The sequence below is a fragment of the Pseudalkalibacillus sp. Hm43 genome (assembly GCF_054170705.1).
Genome location: NZ_CM135129.1, coordinates 3,300,117 through 3,314,577 on the forward strand (window position 1 = coordinate 3,300,117; position 14,461 = coordinate 3,314,577).

The window sequence follows — 14,461 nt, forward strand, 5'->3', positions numbered from 1 at the left end:
CCTTCGCGATATGATCCATATTATTTTTTACAAAACTAGGATAAATATGTAAAATGTTCTACAGGAACCGATATAGAGAATAAGACTAGATATCGAGTAGAAAATAGGGGACTTGGGGCATGTTTAATCGAATTCAAGAGGAGCATTTGCGCGCAATTTTCAATGGGTTCAAAGATATGGTGTTTCTGATGGCAGTGGACAAGGGACCATCCTTTCGTTATGTGACTGCCAATGATTCTGCACTCAAGTTTTCCGGAGTGGACGAATCCTCTTTCGGTAAAAGGATGCAGGATGTGTTACAGGAGGATGTTTTTGTAGAACTCCAAAAAGCATATGAAACGGCCTACTATTCTAAAGAACCTTACCACTATGAAATTGAAACCGAAGTGATGGAAGAAATCATGGTCGGGGAGACGATTTTGACTCCCATACTGAACGATCAGGGGACATGTACGCATGTACTTGCTGCGGTTCGGGATATCACGAATAAGAAGAGGATTGAGAACGAGCTGCAATCGAGTAAAGAACGGTACAGGTATTTGTATGAGAATACCCCTGCGATGTATTTCACCTTGAACAAGGAAGGGACGCTGCTTTCCTTTAATGAAACAGGCTCATCGAGGTTGGGATTCACGAACCAGGACCTCATCGGTCAATCGTTTTCCAATTTCATAGACTCTCGGGACAAGGAACGTTACAACCACTTTATCCGACAGATTAAACCGGGTGTGGATCAATGTATTGAAGTTCGACTTTTACATAAAAACAACCAATCATTCTGGGTGTCCCAGCGCATGAACGTCATATCGCCAAGAGTCGGTGAAACGGAAATCGTGTGTGTCAGTTATGAGGTGCAGGAACAAAAGGAAACGGAAGCACAGTTAAAAGGTCAGAAGCGAATTTTCGAGCTGATCGCGACAGACATCATGCTAGAAGAAGTGTTAGAAGTGACAGCCAAAACGTTAGAAAGCCATATTGATGATACGTTCTGTACGATCCATCTATATTCAGCGGAAAAAGAAGTGCTGCAACTGGCATCGGCACCCTCCATTTGCGAAAAGCATTCGTTACAACTCGCGGAAATGACTGTCGGGGAAGATGTGAGCGGGTGCGGTCGTTCAGCCTCGTTAAAAAAGCCGGTCATCGTTTCTGATATCGAGGATGACCCTTTGAGTCTGCATCTTCATCACTTTTTCTATGAGCATTCGATTCGGGCGTATTGGGTGATGCCGATTCTATCGAGCAACAATGAGCTCCTCGGAATCGTAACGATCTATAGTTTGAAAAACCGACTTCCTAGCAAGCAGGATGAGCGGTTGATTAAGATGTACACTGATATTGCGGTCATCGCGATTGAACAAAAACAGACGAAGCAAGCGTTGAAGGAAAGTGAAACACGGCTGAACATCATGACGGAAAACATGTCTGACCTGATCGTTCTATTTGACCGAAAAGGCCACATCAATTACGTTTCACCAGCCTATAAGAAAATTTTCGGCAGAGCTCCGATGTTGGAGAACAAGTTCATCGATCATGTTCATGTAGAGGATCAAGAGGCTGTACTGGAAAGCTTCGGACGGTTGTTCCAAACGAGTGAACGGCAAGACGTAGAATGTCGATATCGCAATGCTGAAGGGGAGTATGTCGTCATCGAGGCACGGGCGATGCCTGTTTTGGATGAGAACGATCAAGTGAAACAGGTCGTCGTCGTTGCGCGCGACATCACGAAACGGAAGAAGACGGAAGAAACGATTAAACATATGGCGTATCATGATTCGTTGACGGATCTTCCAAACCGGAGGAAGTTCCAGGAAGACCTGGACAAGCTCATCCATCGAAGTAAAAACAAAAATTTGATTGCAGGTGTATTGTTCCTCGATATGGATCGTTTCAAGGTCATCAATGATTCACTAGGTCATGCATTCGGTGATCGTGTCCTTTCCGTAGTCGCTACTAGGCTCAAGAGCTTGATTGCTGAAAAAGGTCAAGTATATCGGATGAGCGGAGATGAGTTCACGATCCTGATTCCGCACGTTATCCATATTTCGGATTTGAACAATATTACCAAGCTGGTATCGCAGTCCTTCAGGCAACCGATCGTCATCGAGGAACATGAATTCCACATTTCATTCAGTATCGGAGTAGCGCTGTATCCAGATGATGGGGAGGATGTCGAGTCATTACTGGCGCATTCCGATATGGCCATGTACCGGGCGAAAGAAAAAGGCCGGAACTCGTACGAATTCTACCGACCTTCGATGAACATCAACAATTACGAGCGACTTGTATTGGAAAATGACCTACATAAAGCGATTGAGAACGAAGAGCTACTGCTGCATTATCAACCTCGCATCGATGTTGCGACCAATGAAATCATCGGTGTCGAAGCACTTGTCAGATGGAAGCATCCACAATGGGGACTGATCTCTCCAGGAGAATTCATTCCACTTGCAGAAGAAACTGGCTTGATTGTTCAGATTGACAACTGGGTTCTGAAGGAAGCATGTCTACAAAATAAACGTTGGCAGGAACAGGGGATTCCCCCAATCCGGATGGCGGTCAATTTTTCCGCGCGCCAATTCTTGCAGCGTAATCTAGCCTCTTCGATCCGGAAAGTATTGAAAGAGGTCGAGATGGATGGCAAATGGTTGGAGATTGAAATTACTGAAAGTACATTGATGAAATATGAGGAAAGTATCGTCCAAAGCCTTGAGGAGCTGGAACGGATGGGAGTCGGAATCGCCATCGACGATTTTGGAACCGGCTATTCCTCCTTGAGCTATTTGAAAAAGTTCCATGTCCATGCTCTGAAGATCGATCAGTCCTTCATTAAGGGAATCGGTAAAAGTCCAGACGAGGCTGCAATTGCAAGAGCGGTCATCACGTTAGGACATAGCATGAAGATGCGCGTCGTTGCAGAAGGCGTTGAAACAGAAGATCAGTTCGCGTTCTTGAAAGAACAGAACTGCAACGAAGTTCAAGGCTTCCATTTTTACCGACCGATGGATGTCAGCAGTATCGATCAGCTCCTGAAAGAAAAAACGGTCACACCTCTCTTATGAGTGGATAGCAGAAGTACGTCCTTCAGTTCTAGCACCTGAACCTGATTAATAGAATGGTAGTAAATGATCAGGGAGGAGCGGGATCGAATGGCGTATTTTTTGCTATCATTCATGGCGTTTACGTTCTTTACTTTAGGGGTGTGTGGTCTTCTTCAACGCTTTATCAGGATTGACACGACGGACTATGATGTCTATCATTTATGGGAAGAGTTTGATTTGAAAAAAGAGGATTATAACCTCTGACGAATTTTTTTGAGAAATTGAGGAACAGCGTGTGTGGAACAGACCTTTGAGATATACAGTGGGAGTGCTCCTGATTGTCGCTCTCATTATCGGAATCAACTTCATAGATGACCAATTTGCTGCTGATGTTCCTGAAGCATCTGACGCAGTAAGGGTAGTGGCAATCGGGGATTCGTTGACCTTCGGTAGCGGAGATCCCGAGCGAACCGGTTATATTGGACGAGTCCAACAAGGCATGACGACAGCCATCGGTCAGCAGGTGATCGTGAACCGCTACGGCATCCGCGGATATCGCAGCGATCAGATCATGGTACACATCCAGGACGTTGAGGCGAAGCAAAAGATCTCTCAAGCCAATTATATTTTTCTTTTCATCGGCACGAACGACTTCATCCAGGCCGCGCGACGGGATTTGAATTCAATCAATCCGACCGAAATGGAAGAGAAGAGAGCGTTGTTTCAGGAGAATCTGACACAGCTCATCGCCCAAATCCGTCAGGACAATCAATTTGCACCGCTCGTGCTGATCGGGATGTATGATCCTTACACAGACTTCGTCAACCATGACCAGTTGAACGAGATCCTCGGTAAGTGGAACCAGGTGACCAAAGGGATGGTCAATGACTTTCCGAAAACGTATTATATATCGACGATCGACTTGTTTTTAGATAAGGAAAAACAGCGCTACTTCAAGGATATCATCCATCCGAACCCGGCAGGTTATCAGCTGATTGCCAACCGCGTGATGAATGAACTACGACGAAATGCGTTAGTGAATTAAATAAATGCGAGAAGACTCATCGATTGATGAGTCTTTTCTATTTTGAGAGCTTTTGAAATTGAGGTAGCGAAATCTTGCCCGGAAAACACAAGATGATTGCATTTGAGGAAAAGATGAGAGGGCCTACCTTATCATCCCTGAAAACGATGAAATACTAAATTTGGGGAAGGGTAGAGGGCCTATCCTCCTCGAAAATCAGGAAACACTGGATTTGGGGAAGGGTAGGAGCTCTATCCTCCTCGAAAACGAGGAAACACTGAATTTGGGGAAGGATACAGCCTTTATGAGTGGTTCATTTTCGGAATCCAGCGCTTTCAACACCTCATACATCCTCTATGAGTAGCCCATCCGCCGTTTCACATACTCATAGACTGTCCATCTCCATCTCCACTAATGACCACAAAGAAAAAGCTGGCCTGACATCCAAACAGTTGGATCTACCAGACCAGCTCTTTCCACAAAAAAGCTCTTTATTTCATTGCCATATCGTTTTCGAGCTTGCCGTTCATGTCGATCATGAACCCGATTTCTCTTCCAAGAAGTTGAGAAAGCTCTTTCGCTTTCTTCTCACTTTCGGATTTGATTTGTTCTATGGTGAGTTCCCCTTTAAGTTTTGAAGAACCTACGATAATCATTAATTCCCCTTTTTCAAAAAACACGATCTTCATATATGTCTAACCTCCAAAATAGAACTAGATTCTAACTATACTTTTCGCTGCTGTGGTGGGAAGATAGGGGGTAATGATCAAGTCGATTGACGGGAAAATTTTCTGTAATTATGTAAATGATTGTCATGTTCACTCGGAAAAAATGATATGATGGAGCTAACAGGAAAACAGGAGGCAATACTTGTGGAAAAAGTGACAGATCTCATCTTGCTCGTGGCAACGTTGTTCGTGACAAAGCTGAAAACACTTGTTATGGCGATTTGGGCCTATTTAGATTTCTTCTTAGAAAATTTTTGGGTACAATTCGCGCTTGTCACTATCCTACTTTATGCTGTCCTTCGAACGGCAGAAAAGCTCTACTTGTGGTATATGTATCACAACTATATGCATCGGAAAATTGAGAACAGTCTTTCGAGTTTCATAGATTTTGAATTGTTCTTCAAACATCTGACGGATAAAAAACGCTCAAACGGAATCGTGCCGGATTTGAAGTTTACGAAAAACCGTCTGCATCAATATAATCAGACCGAATTGAAGCTGTTATCGTCCTTCATCCAGACGTTACATAGAGGCTATCGCGATCTAAGACCTGGTGTGTGGGTTGCGGCGTTCCTGTTAGGTGTTGCAGCGGCCTATATCTTGAATGTCATCGACTTCGAGAACCTGACGTTCAACTTCGAAACCGTACTGAAAACAGCAACGATCATCGCCTTCTGGTATTTGATTACGCTCTTCCGCTATACGAATCGGAAAAAGAAAGTGGCACAAATGCTTGGACTTATCTCGACAAGCTCGAAAGAGAAGAGCTTACAATCGGAAAATGAATTGGAATTGAAAGAACTGAATCCATCACATTAAAACAGAACGGGGCTCCATGCCCCGTTCTTTTCTATGTGTACATTAAATAGCTGTTATATCTTGAATCAGATTTGCGAGAGGGATGTTGCCTCGATCCAGCACTAGATCAAGTTCAAACAAGTAATGGCCCTGTGCTTTGAACGTGATGTACAAAAGTGCACACGTGTTCAAGATCGGTTCTTCATAAACGAAAACACCATTTTCATCAAACTCGACTGGAACCAATGTCCCTCTTTCCGAGATGAATAGGTCAAAATCATGTCGATCTTCAGGATTTCCGAGCGTTACGATCACCTTTGAAGGCTTATCATCCGGATTTCCAGTTGTAAACGCACAGACCTGAAATGCTTGTTGTTCATAAACTCGCACTGTTCGTGATAAATTACTTGTCAAACTTTCCTGTGGTAGATCATTGCCATTTTGGGCATTGGCTGCTCTCCTGTTTTGCCGGTTGTTACTAACATTGTTTCTTCCATTGTTCCTTACTGGAGACACTCGATCCCTAAAGGGTTGGAACCATGAATCGTACATTCTATCAATCCTTTCATGCAATTAAAGTGTAAACAGCATATGGACATATACTCTTTTTATCTTATGATTCATTGATAGAATTGATATGGACAAGTTCCCCTTTATTTAGAAACATAGGGATTACTTTTGATTGAAAAGCGGTAAGGCAAACCAACATGTTCCTCTGCGTAATCAATATTGATGCGTGGTCCGACCTCGACTTCTGAGTCGGGTATCTGCTTATAATCTCTCAAAGTGATTTCCGATCCTATCAAAGGTAGGCCATAATGACTCATATCGAAGCCCATTGCCCGAGACAATTTTCCAGGACCATTTGATAGATTACGAATTTGCGTATTCGTATACCTTTCCTTCGTTCCATACCGATTGTTCAACATGCGGTCGGTACCTTCCGTCGGCTCCAAACCGCGAATCAGAATTGCTTCCGGCTTACTCACGGGTCCTGTTACGATATTGAAGCAATGGTGCATCCCGTAAATGAGGAACATATATACATGCCCAGGTGGACCGTACATGACTTCGGTACGAGTCGTTCGTCGGCCTCCATAAGAATGGGCTGCTTTATCCTCAGGTCCTTTGTATGCTTCCACTTCAACGATTTTACCGGAGAGGACGCCTTTTGGAGTATTGTGGATCAACTCCATTCCGAGCAGTTCACGCGCCAATGTAAGTGTGTCCTGTGTAAAAAAATGCTTTGTCACCATCATCTGTACCATCACCTCTAAAACTGTTAACCATAACTATTTTTAAGTTGACACAATTCCCGGCATCTTTCATAATAGTCTTGGACATAACTTTTGAATTCAACAAGAATGGGGAAGTGAAGAAGGATGAAGAAAACGTATACACTAGTTTATGCAGCCATGTTTGCTGCGGTTGTTGCTGCACTAGGTCTTGTACCACCGATTCCAGTTCCGGGATCACCTGTCCCTATTACAGCACAAACGTTAGGCGTAATGCTAGCTGGAGGTTTACTAGGTGCACGTCTTGGAGGACTGAGCTTACTCGTATTTATTGGACTGATCATTGCTGGAGCACCGGTCCTTTCCGGTATGCGCGGTGGAATTGATGAATTGGTTGGACCGAGTGCAGGTTATATTCTGAGCTGGCCGGTTGCGGCGTTCGTCATCGGTTACCTTGTTGAGAAATCTTGGAACAAACTGAAGTATTGGAAAGTGTTGCTGTTCAATATCCTTGGAGGAATTATCCTTGTCTATGCAGCGGGCATTCCAGTTACCGCATTTGTTCTCGATCTACCTTTAAAAACAGCCGCATTATCAGCGATCGCCTACATTCCTGGTGATATCATCAAGACGATCATTGCAGCATTCGTCATCGTGAAGATGAAGCGTAGAAACCCAGTCATCCAAAAGCAAAACCAAAGTAAAAATGTTGCTGCATAATGTGCATATGATACGCTTAAGAAAGAGGTTTCGTCGATTTAGACAAGCCTCTTTCTTTTTACACATAAAAGAGGCAGGGTGAATCCACCATGATATTCGATCGGATTAAACGACAAGCACAACTTCATCCTATGGCAGTCGCCGTCCAGACTGAAGCAGGTGAATGGATGTATGGGGAGCTGGTTCTGGAAACTGAAAAAGCGGCGAACCACATTTATTCGAGAGCTCCTTTTTCATCCGGGAGGCTTGCCATCTATTTTTCTAAAAACAGTCCGGATTTCCTTACATACTTTTTAGCGGCAGTCTCAATCGGCTGGACCGCTGTCCCGATTGACCCGAAACTACCTTCTGACAAAGTGCGGGATATTTTAATAGATAGTGAACCTGACGTACTCGTAACAGACATTTCGGAGGAAAAAGTGAAGGAGCTGTGGGAGGGCGAAATCGTTACTCCCAATGCCCGAAACGTTTCCTATGAAAAAAGAGCGCTACCAGTAGCGTCCCCTGAATCCCTCTTTTATCTCGGCTATACGTCTGGGACATCCGGAAAACCTAAAGGGTTTCTAAGAACGCAGCACTCCTGGACAGAAAGTTTCGATCATACCGATCATGAATATACAGTGGCGCAAGGGGATGAGGTCGTCATCACCGGATCACTCGTCCATTCGTTGTTCTTGTATGGAACGGTCCATGCGCTCGCGAGTGGCGCGACCGTTTCCATCTTAGATCGTTATTCAGCGACAGGCGTCGCAAGTCGAATCCATCCATCGGTAAAAACGATTGTATATGTCGTACCGACGATGCTTGAGTCCTTGTTGAGCGAATCGTTTGAAGCGTGGAACTGGGTGGACTGCATCATCTCATCTGGCTCCAAATGGAACGCCAAGCGGAGGGGCAAAGTCGAGGAAACATTCTCCAACGCAGAGTGCATCGAGTTTTACGGTGCATCTGAGCTCAGTTTTGTCTCCATTCTTCATCAGAAAGACGCGGAGAAAAAGTCTGACTCTGTCGGCAGACCTTTTACAGGTGTGGAGGTTTCGATTCGAAATGAACAGTTCGAGGAAGTCCAACGAGGGGAAGTTGGCATGCTGTATGTGAAGAGTGACATGATCTTCGAACAGTATCTGAATCTACCGGAAAAAACCGAGGAAGTACGGAAGGGAGATTGGGCGACGGTCGGTGACATGGCACGGATGGATGAAGACGGCTTCATCTATCTTGTCGGACGCGCGAATCAAATGATCATCACCGGAGGGCTGAATGTTTTTCCCGAAGAGGTCGAACGGATCATCTTAACGTGCCCTTCCATTCAAGAAGTGGTGGTTGTCGGCATACCGGACACGTACTGGGGTGAAAAAATCGTCGCATTCGTTCAATGGCAATCTGGTTTTGCAGGAAATGATGAAGAGGTCAGACAGATTTGCAGAGACCTTTTACCAAAGTACAAGTGTCCGAAAGAGTATGTCACTGTAAAAGTGTTTCCATACACAGTGAGCCAAAAAATCGCAAGGAATCAGTTGGTTGAACAATTCGTTCAAGGGGGGATTAGATGATGAATGAGGTTTATATCGTTGAAGCAAAGCGTACACCAATCGGAAAAATCGGTGGCGTTTTACGAACCGTACGTCCAGAGGAAATGGCAGCGACCCTCATCCGTACTGTTGTAGAAGCATGTGAGATCCCTCCTCATAAAATCGATGAAGTGATTCTTGGCAATGTTGTCGGTCCGGGAGGGAATTTGGCCAGGCTCTCTAGTTTGACAGCGGGCTTGCCTGTGGAAGTGCCTGGCGTCACGATCGATCGGCAATGTGGATCCGGTCAGGAAGCGATCAATCTTGGTGCTAGACTCATCCAAGCGGGTGGAGCGGACCTCGTTTTAGCAGGAGGAGTAGAGAGTACCAGTCTGGCTCCATGGAAGATGGAGAAGCCGACAAACCTCCATGATCCCACCGGCCCGAAACCGTTTGGACGGGCTCGCTTTTCACCTGATGATATTGGTGACCCGGACATGGGAGTCGCAGCGGAAAACGTCGCACAACATTACGACGTGACGCGTGAAGATCAAGATCGTTTTGCCTTGCATAGTCACGAAAAAGCGGTCGCCTCTCAGAAGTCAGGGCGATTCCGTCAAGAAATCGTACCGATTGGCGATATTGATATGGATGAGTGTCCGAGAGAGAATACGTCTCTCGAAAAATTAAGCCGGTTAAAGCCCGTGTTCAGAGCAGATGGCACTGTCACAGCAGGCAATGCGTGTCCCGTGAACGACGGAGCAGCAATCGTTCTACTTGCTTCTAAACAAGCATGCGAAGAACTAGGACTCAAACCAACAGTACGCTTTATCGATGCGTGTTCCGCAGGAGTGGATCCGAACCTGCTTGGAATCGGTCCGATACCAGCCGTTGAAAAGCTGCTGAACAGACAAGAACTCTCTATTGAAGATATTGATTTAGTAGAGTTCAATGAGGCATTCGCGTCACAAGTGCTCGCATCCACCCGTGCGTTAGGAATCCGAGAAGAAATCATGAATGTCGGGGGAGGAGCGCTTGCTCTCGGCCATCCATATGGTGCGTCCGGTGCAATCCTCATGACCCGAATGTTCCATGAAATGAAGTTTGGCGAAGCGCAGCGAGGGTTGGTCACACTCGGAATCGGTGGCGGCTTAGGATTGGCCACACTCGTTGAAAAAACGGAGGGATAGGATGAATCACATCGAACAGCTGGAAGTCGGCTTGAAAACAGAGCCATTCAAAATCGTTGTAACACGAGAAGAAGCCGAACACTTCGCGGACGTTGTGGGAGATTCGCCTTTAGCCGAACTTGGCGGTCATCAAATCGTACCTGTAACGTATCCGATCATCTACTGGCAAAGGGTGGACATGCCCTGGTTGGAAGGGATTGGACCACTTGTACATGGCGAACAATCCTTCCACTATGACAAACCGCTTTTAACGGAAAAAGAATATATCGGACAAATTGAACTTGTGAAGATCGAAGAAAAGAGTGGCAAACTAGGGACCGTCATTTGGGTGGAGCATGACCTGACAGGATATGAAGATGAAAATGCTGATGAAGTAATTTTCACCTGTAAAACGAGGGCCATGTTCAAGGCAGAAGTGGAGGGACAGGGATGAGTACCACATCACATGAACTACATTTCACAGATCAAGACATTTCGGATTATGCAGATGTCAGTGGTGATCATAATCCCATTCATACTTCTGTCACGGACGCGAAAAAGATGGGTTTCGAATCCTGTCCCGTGCACGGCATGCTGGTGATGGCGCGTGTCGGAGGATATTGTAGAAGGTTTGCAGCGCAAGGCAAGTTCATCCATGACATTTCTGTCCGGTTCCAGGCACCGGTTTTTACGGGAGAATCTTATAGGTTGGAATTCGAGACATTTGATCAAGAGAATATACAGTTCACTTTGACATTAAAAGGTGGTCACATCGTTATGAAAGGGACCGCCTCCACGACATCACGATAGGGGGTTAAGCTATGAATATAGAGAATCAAGTGGTCGTCATTACTGGTTCGACCAAAGGTATCGGAAGAAGTATGGCTGAATTACTGGCGCGACGAGGAGCTACGGTCGTCATTAATGGACGGGATCAAGAACGTATAGCTAATACCGTTACGGAATTGAAAAAGATTCACGACAGGATTCATGGGATATGTGCATCTGTTTCAGATGAAGAAAGCTGCAAGAGAATCATAGACGAAACGGTGGACAAGTTTGGACGGATCGATGTGCTCGTCAATAATGCAGGCGTCGTTAGGGATCGGATCTCTTACAAGATGACGGAACAAGAGTGGAACGAAGTCATTGAAACCCATCTGCGCGGCACATACGCGTGTACGAAACATGCTGTACTTGCGATGAGAGAGAAGGATGAAGGTGGAACAATCGTCAATATGACTTCCAAATCCGGTATGGAAGGATTACCTGGGCAGCTCAATTACAGTGCAGCGAAATCAGGCATCAACGGCATGACCTATACGTTGGCGAAAGAATTGGAACGGTTCGGGATTTCGGTCTATGCGATCGCTCCAGTTGCGGAAACGGAAATGACGAAGCCCGTCATCGATATGCTGCAGAAAAAAGCGGATGAAAAAGGCGTGCCGTTGCCGGATGAATGGAAAATGGGATCGCCTGACGATGTAGCGAAATTGCTTTCTGTGATTCTTGAGCAACAACCCGAAACCGGGACAATATACTCCGTCAATGGTCATAAAATTGGGAGATGGCTACCGCCAAAGCATGAGATGATCACTGGAGAATCAGACGATTTGACAAATCAAGCTATTTTTCGTGCTTTTTCTAAGTAAAACGAATGAAAAACTTAGTAAATACTGACAGATTTCGTCGATTATAGTATCATTGAACTAGAATCAGAAATCTGATCGTGTCTTGTAAATCGTTAGATAATGGCAAACTCGCTGAAAAGTGAGGACGCAAAGCTTTAGGGACTAAGTTGTGTGTTAGGACAATAAGTCAGCCAGCTACCGGAAACGATGAACACCTTCGATTTATGGGATAGGGTCGATAAAGGTGTGACAAATCGAATGACCTTTTATCAGCTCTTTGTACCTATGTCTTCTTTCATCATCGTATACTCGATCGTCCTGTTTTTCGTCCGCTTCTTGTTTAAAGGCATTTCCGATCGTCTAATGAATGTCCTTTTCAACATCGGAATTCTTTTCAGCACGATTCTTTGGGTATACTTGATGTCCATTCACCATCAGATTTAACATAATGAATGTTCGGTGAGCTTACCTTTATGGTAAGCTTTTTTCGTTGTGGAGAAAGGTATTTTAACGAACTTTGTCGATTTATGTTTTTGGAAAATAATGTTTATTTCGGAAGCCGAAAAAAATCCAAAAATATTCTGAAAATGAAAAAGACGAGTATTCCTTATATAGTAAAGGTTTTGTTCGTTTCCAATATTTAGAGCCTCGAAGAATTTCGGAAAACCCCTTCCTACATGATTTCTATACAGTTATAATATCTTTAAGGACTTTTAAAGGGGGATGGTTATGGAGACATTAACCAGAGTGAAATTGACAGAGGAAGATAAGGAATTGTTACTGGATGTCGTGTTGAAGCAAAGATATGCATCTGAATTAGTAAGCTGTGAGCTAACCGATATTGAAACAGGACAAAAGAACTGTGAAGAAAACCGCATTCGACAGTTGAATCATTTGTTACTACGATTACATAAAGCTGGAGTATAAAAATACGAAGGATGTCTCTGATGAGGAGACATCCCTTTTTTTATCTCGTGTAGGTCAGTTGTCCAATAATCCTTTTCTGCGAGCTTCCATACGCCATTCAGCCTCTTTAATATAACGTTTGGAAGCCGTATTACGTGTGCGTAAATACGACCAGTAATTGGTGTAGTTCGGTGGACGGAATTCTGTCGGGACTCTGCGCGCGTATCCCCACCAATTCAATTTCTGATTTTCTAAGAGGATTAAGTAATGATCGTATTCCTTATTCATGTTTACACTCCTATAACTAATTTTCTCGGTTAAACTCATTCTTTCAATTATGGACGAGAAGTATTCATGTCTCTTTGTGAATCTGGTCTATTCTGGTTTATAAATTCCGAATTTGGATTACAATTTCGGAATTTGGCTTATAAATTCCGAAACTGGTCTATAATTTCTCAATCTGGTCTATAATTTTTGATTTTTATGGGAAAATCGAAAATCTGATCTATAATTTCTCATTTTTATTGGAAATAACCCGATTTTTATGGGAAATACTCATAACTCCTTCAACAAAACCCCATCCCGAGAAAAAATCGATCTCTGCATGAAAACATTTTTGCTATTTCTTATTCATAAAGTAAGAAGAAATGAACCTTTTTTACATGAACTGCATCAAACAGCCTATTTAACTGAGTTTTAAAGGCTTTATGAGAGCGGGTATGGAATTATTATGGAGATGACAAATGATTAGGGGGAAATGAATATGATGGAACAAGTGTTGATGTTTGCGTCTGTTATGACTCCTCTTGTCACCGGTTTGACGGAAGTGGCGAAACGGACATTTCTGATTCCGAAAAGGTTCATCAACATTATCAGTCTGATGATCGGGCTGGTTGTCGGGTTGCTGGCGTTCCCGCTTACCGACCTCGATTGGACATTGCGAACATGGGCAGGGACGATGGCTGGATTGGCTGCGACGGGACTTTATGAAGTAGGTAAATACCGCGTGGGTACGAAACATAGGTGATTTTTTCTAGAAAAATGGGTGCAAGAATAGTGACGAAATAGAGTTCGTTTCTCTCAACTTTCATATAATAGAGTAGGGAAGTACAAGCTGGAGGTAATTAAAATGGAATGGACATTCTTCATCGTGTCCATGGTCGTCAGCGTACTGACTACTTTCGCAGCTGTCTATTTACGGCAAAAGTTGAAAGTCAAACTAGAGGCACGAGAAAACCAACTTAAAGCCAGAGAACTCGCGAAAACTGCATTGCTTCAGGAATTGCAGGATAATTTGAAATTATATTTACGGAAAGATACGAAGAACGGTGGAAGCCTTCAGGATTTCTTAGAACTAGGAACACATGAGATACAGGGTGACGAGAAGATTTGGATGGAAACATACCTCTTCCAACTCGAGGAATGGGATAATGTGAAATACGATATCGCAAAGCTGGATTCAACTCTAGCAGATCAATTAATAGAGGTTTATCGCCAATTTGAAAGACTTGATACACATGCAAAGGTCGAATCACCGATCTTCCGAGTGGACCGTTTAGGGTTTGAAGATTTTACCTTGAAATGTGAAAACATCATAAGAGAATTGAAGAGTGGATAAGAATCATTGCCTTGAGTGATAGGTGATGATTTTTATTTTTCGTAAAAAGATAGACCTTTGCCAAGTTTTCATTATCGTCA

At 44.0% G+C, this 14,461-nt stretch carries 18 protein-coding genes and 1 riboswitch; of the genes, 14 read left to right on the forward strand and 4 right to left on the reverse strand.

Translation table 11 applies throughout. From position 1 onward, the window contains the following. Window positions 1-119 precede the first annotated feature (119 nt). The 3 genes from ACXQIQ_RS17130 to ACXQIQ_RS17140 all read left to right on the forward strand — a co-directional run bounded on the left by ACXQIQ_RS17130 (window position 120) and on the right by ACXQIQ_RS17140 (window position 4,086). On the forward strand, window positions 120-3,062 hold the full coding sequence (locus ACXQIQ_RS17130; protein WP_439301174.1) for a bifunctional diguanylate cyclase/phosphodiesterase: 2,943 nt from the start codon (window positions 120-122) through the stop codon (window positions 3,060-3,062). Window positions 3,063-3,149: 87 nt separating this feature from the next. Next, on the forward strand, window positions 3,150-3,305 hold the full coding sequence (locus ACXQIQ_RS17135) for a hypothetical protein (RefSeq protein WP_439301173.1): 156 nt from the start codon (window positions 3,150-3,152) through the stop codon (window positions 3,303-3,305). 46 nt (window positions 3,306-3,351) lie between these two features. Next, window positions 3,352-4,086 carry a GDSL-type esterase/lipase family protein gene (locus ACXQIQ_RS17140; protein WP_439301172.1) on the forward strand — a complete coding sequence of 245 codons (735 nt, stop codon included), beginning with the start codon at window positions 3,352-3,354 and terminating at the stop codon, window positions 4,084-4,086. Window positions 4,087-4,556: 470 nt separating this feature from the next. On the opposite strand, the gene ACXQIQ_RS17145 is transcribed toward ACXQIQ_RS17140, so the two are convergent. Continuing rightward, window positions 4,557-4,754, reverse strand: a complete 198-nt coding sequence (locus ACXQIQ_RS17145) for a hypothetical protein (RefSeq protein WP_439301171.1) — start codon at window positions 4,752-4,754, stop codon at window positions 4,557-4,559. Window positions 4,755-4,937: 183 nt separating this feature from the next. Between ACXQIQ_RS17145 and ACXQIQ_RS17150 the strand changes: the two genes are divergently transcribed. Further along, the gene (locus tag ACXQIQ_RS17150; protein ID WP_439301170.1) at window positions 4,938-5,612 is read left to right on the forward strand and encodes a hypothetical protein; all 675 of its coding nucleotides are present in this window, start codon (window positions 4,938-4,940) and stop codon (window positions 5,610-5,612) included. Window positions 5,613-5,654: 42 nt separating this feature from the next. On the opposite strand, the gene ACXQIQ_RS17155 is transcribed toward ACXQIQ_RS17150, so the two are convergent. Together ACXQIQ_RS17155 and ACXQIQ_RS17160 are read right to left on the reverse strand one after the other, a co-directional pair. After that, window positions 5,655-6,143, reverse strand: a complete 489-nt coding sequence (locus ACXQIQ_RS17155; RefSeq protein ID WP_439301169.1) for a hypothetical protein — start codon at window positions 6,141-6,143, stop codon at window positions 5,655-5,657. Window positions 6,144-6,244: 101 nt separating this feature from the next. Further along, complete coding sequence (locus ACXQIQ_RS17160) at window positions 6,245-6,850, reverse strand: DNA-3-methyladenine glycosylase (protein ID WP_439301168.1); 606 nt, start codon at window positions 6,848-6,850, stop codon at window positions 6,245-6,247. Window positions 6,851-6,973: 123 nt separating this feature from the next. Between ACXQIQ_RS17160 and ACXQIQ_RS17165 the strand changes: the two genes are divergently transcribed. The 8 genes from ACXQIQ_RS17165 to abbA all read left to right on the forward strand — a co-directional run bounded on the left by ACXQIQ_RS17165 (window position 6,974) and on the right by abbA (window position 12,784). Next, window positions 6,974-7,546 (forward strand): biotin transporter BioY, encoded by a 573-nt coding sequence (locus ACXQIQ_RS17165; protein ID WP_439301167.1) that lies wholly within the window; start codon window positions 6,974-6,976, stop codon window positions 7,544-7,546. An 89-nt stretch (window positions 7,547-7,635) separates the two neighbouring features. Further along, complete coding sequence (locus tag ACXQIQ_RS17170) at window positions 7,636-9,099, forward strand: AMP-binding protein (RefSeq protein ID WP_439301166.1); 1,464 nt, start codon at window positions 7,636-7,638, stop codon at window positions 9,097-9,099. Continuing rightward, entirely contained in the window at window positions 9,099-10,247 is a 1,149-nt protein-coding gene (locus ACXQIQ_RS17175) for a thiolase family protein (protein ID WP_439301988.1), read from the forward strand. Before ACXQIQ_RS17170 ends, ACXQIQ_RS17175 begins: the two co-directional genes overlap by 1 nt. A 1-nt stretch (window position 10,248) precedes the next feature. After that, window positions 10,249-10,680 carry a hypothetical protein gene (locus ACXQIQ_RS17180; protein ID WP_439301165.1) on the forward strand — a complete coding sequence of 144 codons (432 nt, stop codon included), beginning with the start codon at window positions 10,249-10,251 and terminating at the stop codon, window positions 10,678-10,680. Next, on the forward strand, window positions 10,677-11,036 hold the full coding sequence (locus ACXQIQ_RS17185) for a MaoC/PaaZ C-terminal domain-containing protein (protein WP_439301164.1): 360 nt from the start codon (window positions 10,677-10,679) through the stop codon (window positions 11,034-11,036). The genes ACXQIQ_RS17180 and ACXQIQ_RS17185 overlap by 4 nt, the downstream gene beginning before the upstream one ends. Window positions 11,037-11,047: 11 nt before the next feature. Further along, window positions 11,048-11,878 carry an SDR family NAD(P)-dependent oxidoreductase gene (locus tag ACXQIQ_RS17190; RefSeq protein WP_439301163.1) on the forward strand — a complete coding sequence of 277 codons (831 nt, stop codon included), beginning with the start codon at window positions 11,048-11,050 and terminating at the stop codon, window positions 11,876-11,878. A gap of 91 nt (window positions 11,879-11,969) precedes the next feature. After that, window positions 11,970-12,060, forward strand: a riboswitch (cyclic di-GMP riboswitch). Between the two features lie 55 nt (window positions 12,061-12,115). Continuing rightward, a complete protein-coding gene (locus ACXQIQ_RS17195) occupies window positions 12,116-12,301 on the forward strand; it encodes a hypothetical protein (RefSeq protein ID WP_439301162.1) in 186 nt (61 codons plus the stop codon). A gap of 285 nt (window positions 12,302-12,586) precedes the next feature. After that, window positions 12,587-12,784 (forward strand): antirepressor AbbA, encoded by a 198-nt coding sequence (abbA, locus tag ACXQIQ_RS17200; protein ID WP_439301161.1) that lies wholly within the window; start codon window positions 12,587-12,589, stop codon window positions 12,782-12,784. A gap of 54 nt (window positions 12,785-12,838) precedes the next feature. Here abbA and ACXQIQ_RS17205 read toward each other — a convergent pair whose 3' ends face one another. Then, window positions 12,839-13,051, reverse strand: coding sequence for a hypothetical protein (locus ACXQIQ_RS17205; protein ID WP_439301160.1), 213 nt, complete (start codon window positions 13,049-13,051; stop codon window positions 12,839-12,841). 478 nt (window positions 13,052-13,529) lie between these two features. Here ACXQIQ_RS17205 and ACXQIQ_RS17210 point away from each other — a divergent pair, with 478 nt between their 5' ends. Both ACXQIQ_RS17210 and ACXQIQ_RS17215 read left to right on the forward strand, forming a co-directional pair. Continuing rightward, on the forward strand, window positions 13,530-13,790 hold the full coding sequence (locus ACXQIQ_RS17210; protein ID WP_439301987.1) for a holin: 261 nt from the start codon (window positions 13,530-13,532) through the stop codon (window positions 13,788-13,790). Window positions 13,791-13,892: 102 nt separating this feature from the next. Beyond that, the gene (locus tag ACXQIQ_RS17215; RefSeq protein WP_439301159.1) at window positions 13,893-14,381 is read left to right on the forward strand and encodes a hypothetical protein; all 489 of its coding nucleotides are present in this window, start codon (window positions 13,893-13,895) and stop codon (window positions 14,379-14,381) included. The last annotated feature ends 80 nt before the right edge of the window (window positions 14,382-14,461 follow it).

Coding starts and splice junctions, on each gene's coding strand:
- ACXQIQ_RS17130 (WP_439301174.1), top strand. CDS start 120: ATGTTTAATCGAATTCAAGAGGAGCATTTGCGCGCAATTTTCAATGGG.
- ACXQIQ_RS17160 (WP_439301168.1), bottom strand. CDS start 6,850: ATGATGGTGACAAAGCATTTTTTTACACAGGACACACTTACATTGGCG.
- ACXQIQ_RS17165 (WP_439301167.1), top strand. CDS start 6,974: ATGAAGAAAACGTATACACTAGTTTATGCAGCCATGTTTGCTGCGGTT.
- ACXQIQ_RS17180 (WP_439301165.1), top strand. CDS start 10,249: ATGAATCACATCGAACAGCTGGAAGTCGGCTTGAAAACAGAGCCATTC.
- ACXQIQ_RS17170 (WP_439301166.1), top strand. CDS start 7,636: ATGATATTCGATCGGATTAAACGACAAGCACAACTTCATCCTATGGCA.
- ACXQIQ_RS17195 (WP_439301162.1), top strand. CDS start 12,116: ATGACCTTTTATCAGCTCTTTGTACCTATGTCTTCTTTCATCATCGTA.
- ACXQIQ_RS17185 (WP_439301164.1), top strand. CDS start 10,677: ATGAGTACCACATCACATGAACTACATTTCACAGATCAAGACATTTCG.
- abbA (WP_439301161.1), top strand. CDS start 12,587: ATGGAGACATTAACCAGAGTGAAATTGACAGAGGAAGATAAGGAATTG.
- ACXQIQ_RS17175 (WP_439301988.1), top strand. CDS start 9,099: ATGAATGAGGTTTATATCGTTGAAGCAAAGCGTACACCAATCGGAAAA.
- ACXQIQ_RS17190 (WP_439301163.1), top strand. CDS start 11,048: ATGAATATAGAGAATCAAGTGGTCGTCATTACTGGTTCGACCAAAGGT.
- ACXQIQ_RS17215 (WP_439301159.1), top strand. CDS start 13,893: ATGGAATGGACATTCTTCATCGTGTCCATGGTCGTCAGCGTACTGACT.
- ACXQIQ_RS17210 (WP_439301987.1), top strand. CDS start 13,530: ATGGAACAAGTGTTGATGTTTGCGTCTGTTATGACTCCTCTTGTCACC.
- ACXQIQ_RS17135 (WP_439301173.1), top strand. CDS start 3,150: ATGGCGTATTTTTTGCTATCATTCATGGCGTTTACGTTCTTTACTTTA.
- ACXQIQ_RS17205 (WP_439301160.1), bottom strand. CDS start 13,051: ATGAATAAGGAATACGATCATTACTTAATCCTCTTAGAAAATCAGAAA.
- ACXQIQ_RS17145 (WP_439301171.1), bottom strand. CDS start 4,754: ATGAAGATCGTGTTTTTTGAAAAAGGGGAATTAATGATTATCGTAGGT.
- ACXQIQ_RS17155 (WP_439301169.1), bottom strand. CDS start 6,143: ATGTACGATTCATGGTTCCAACCCTTTAGGGATCGAGTGTCTCCAGTA.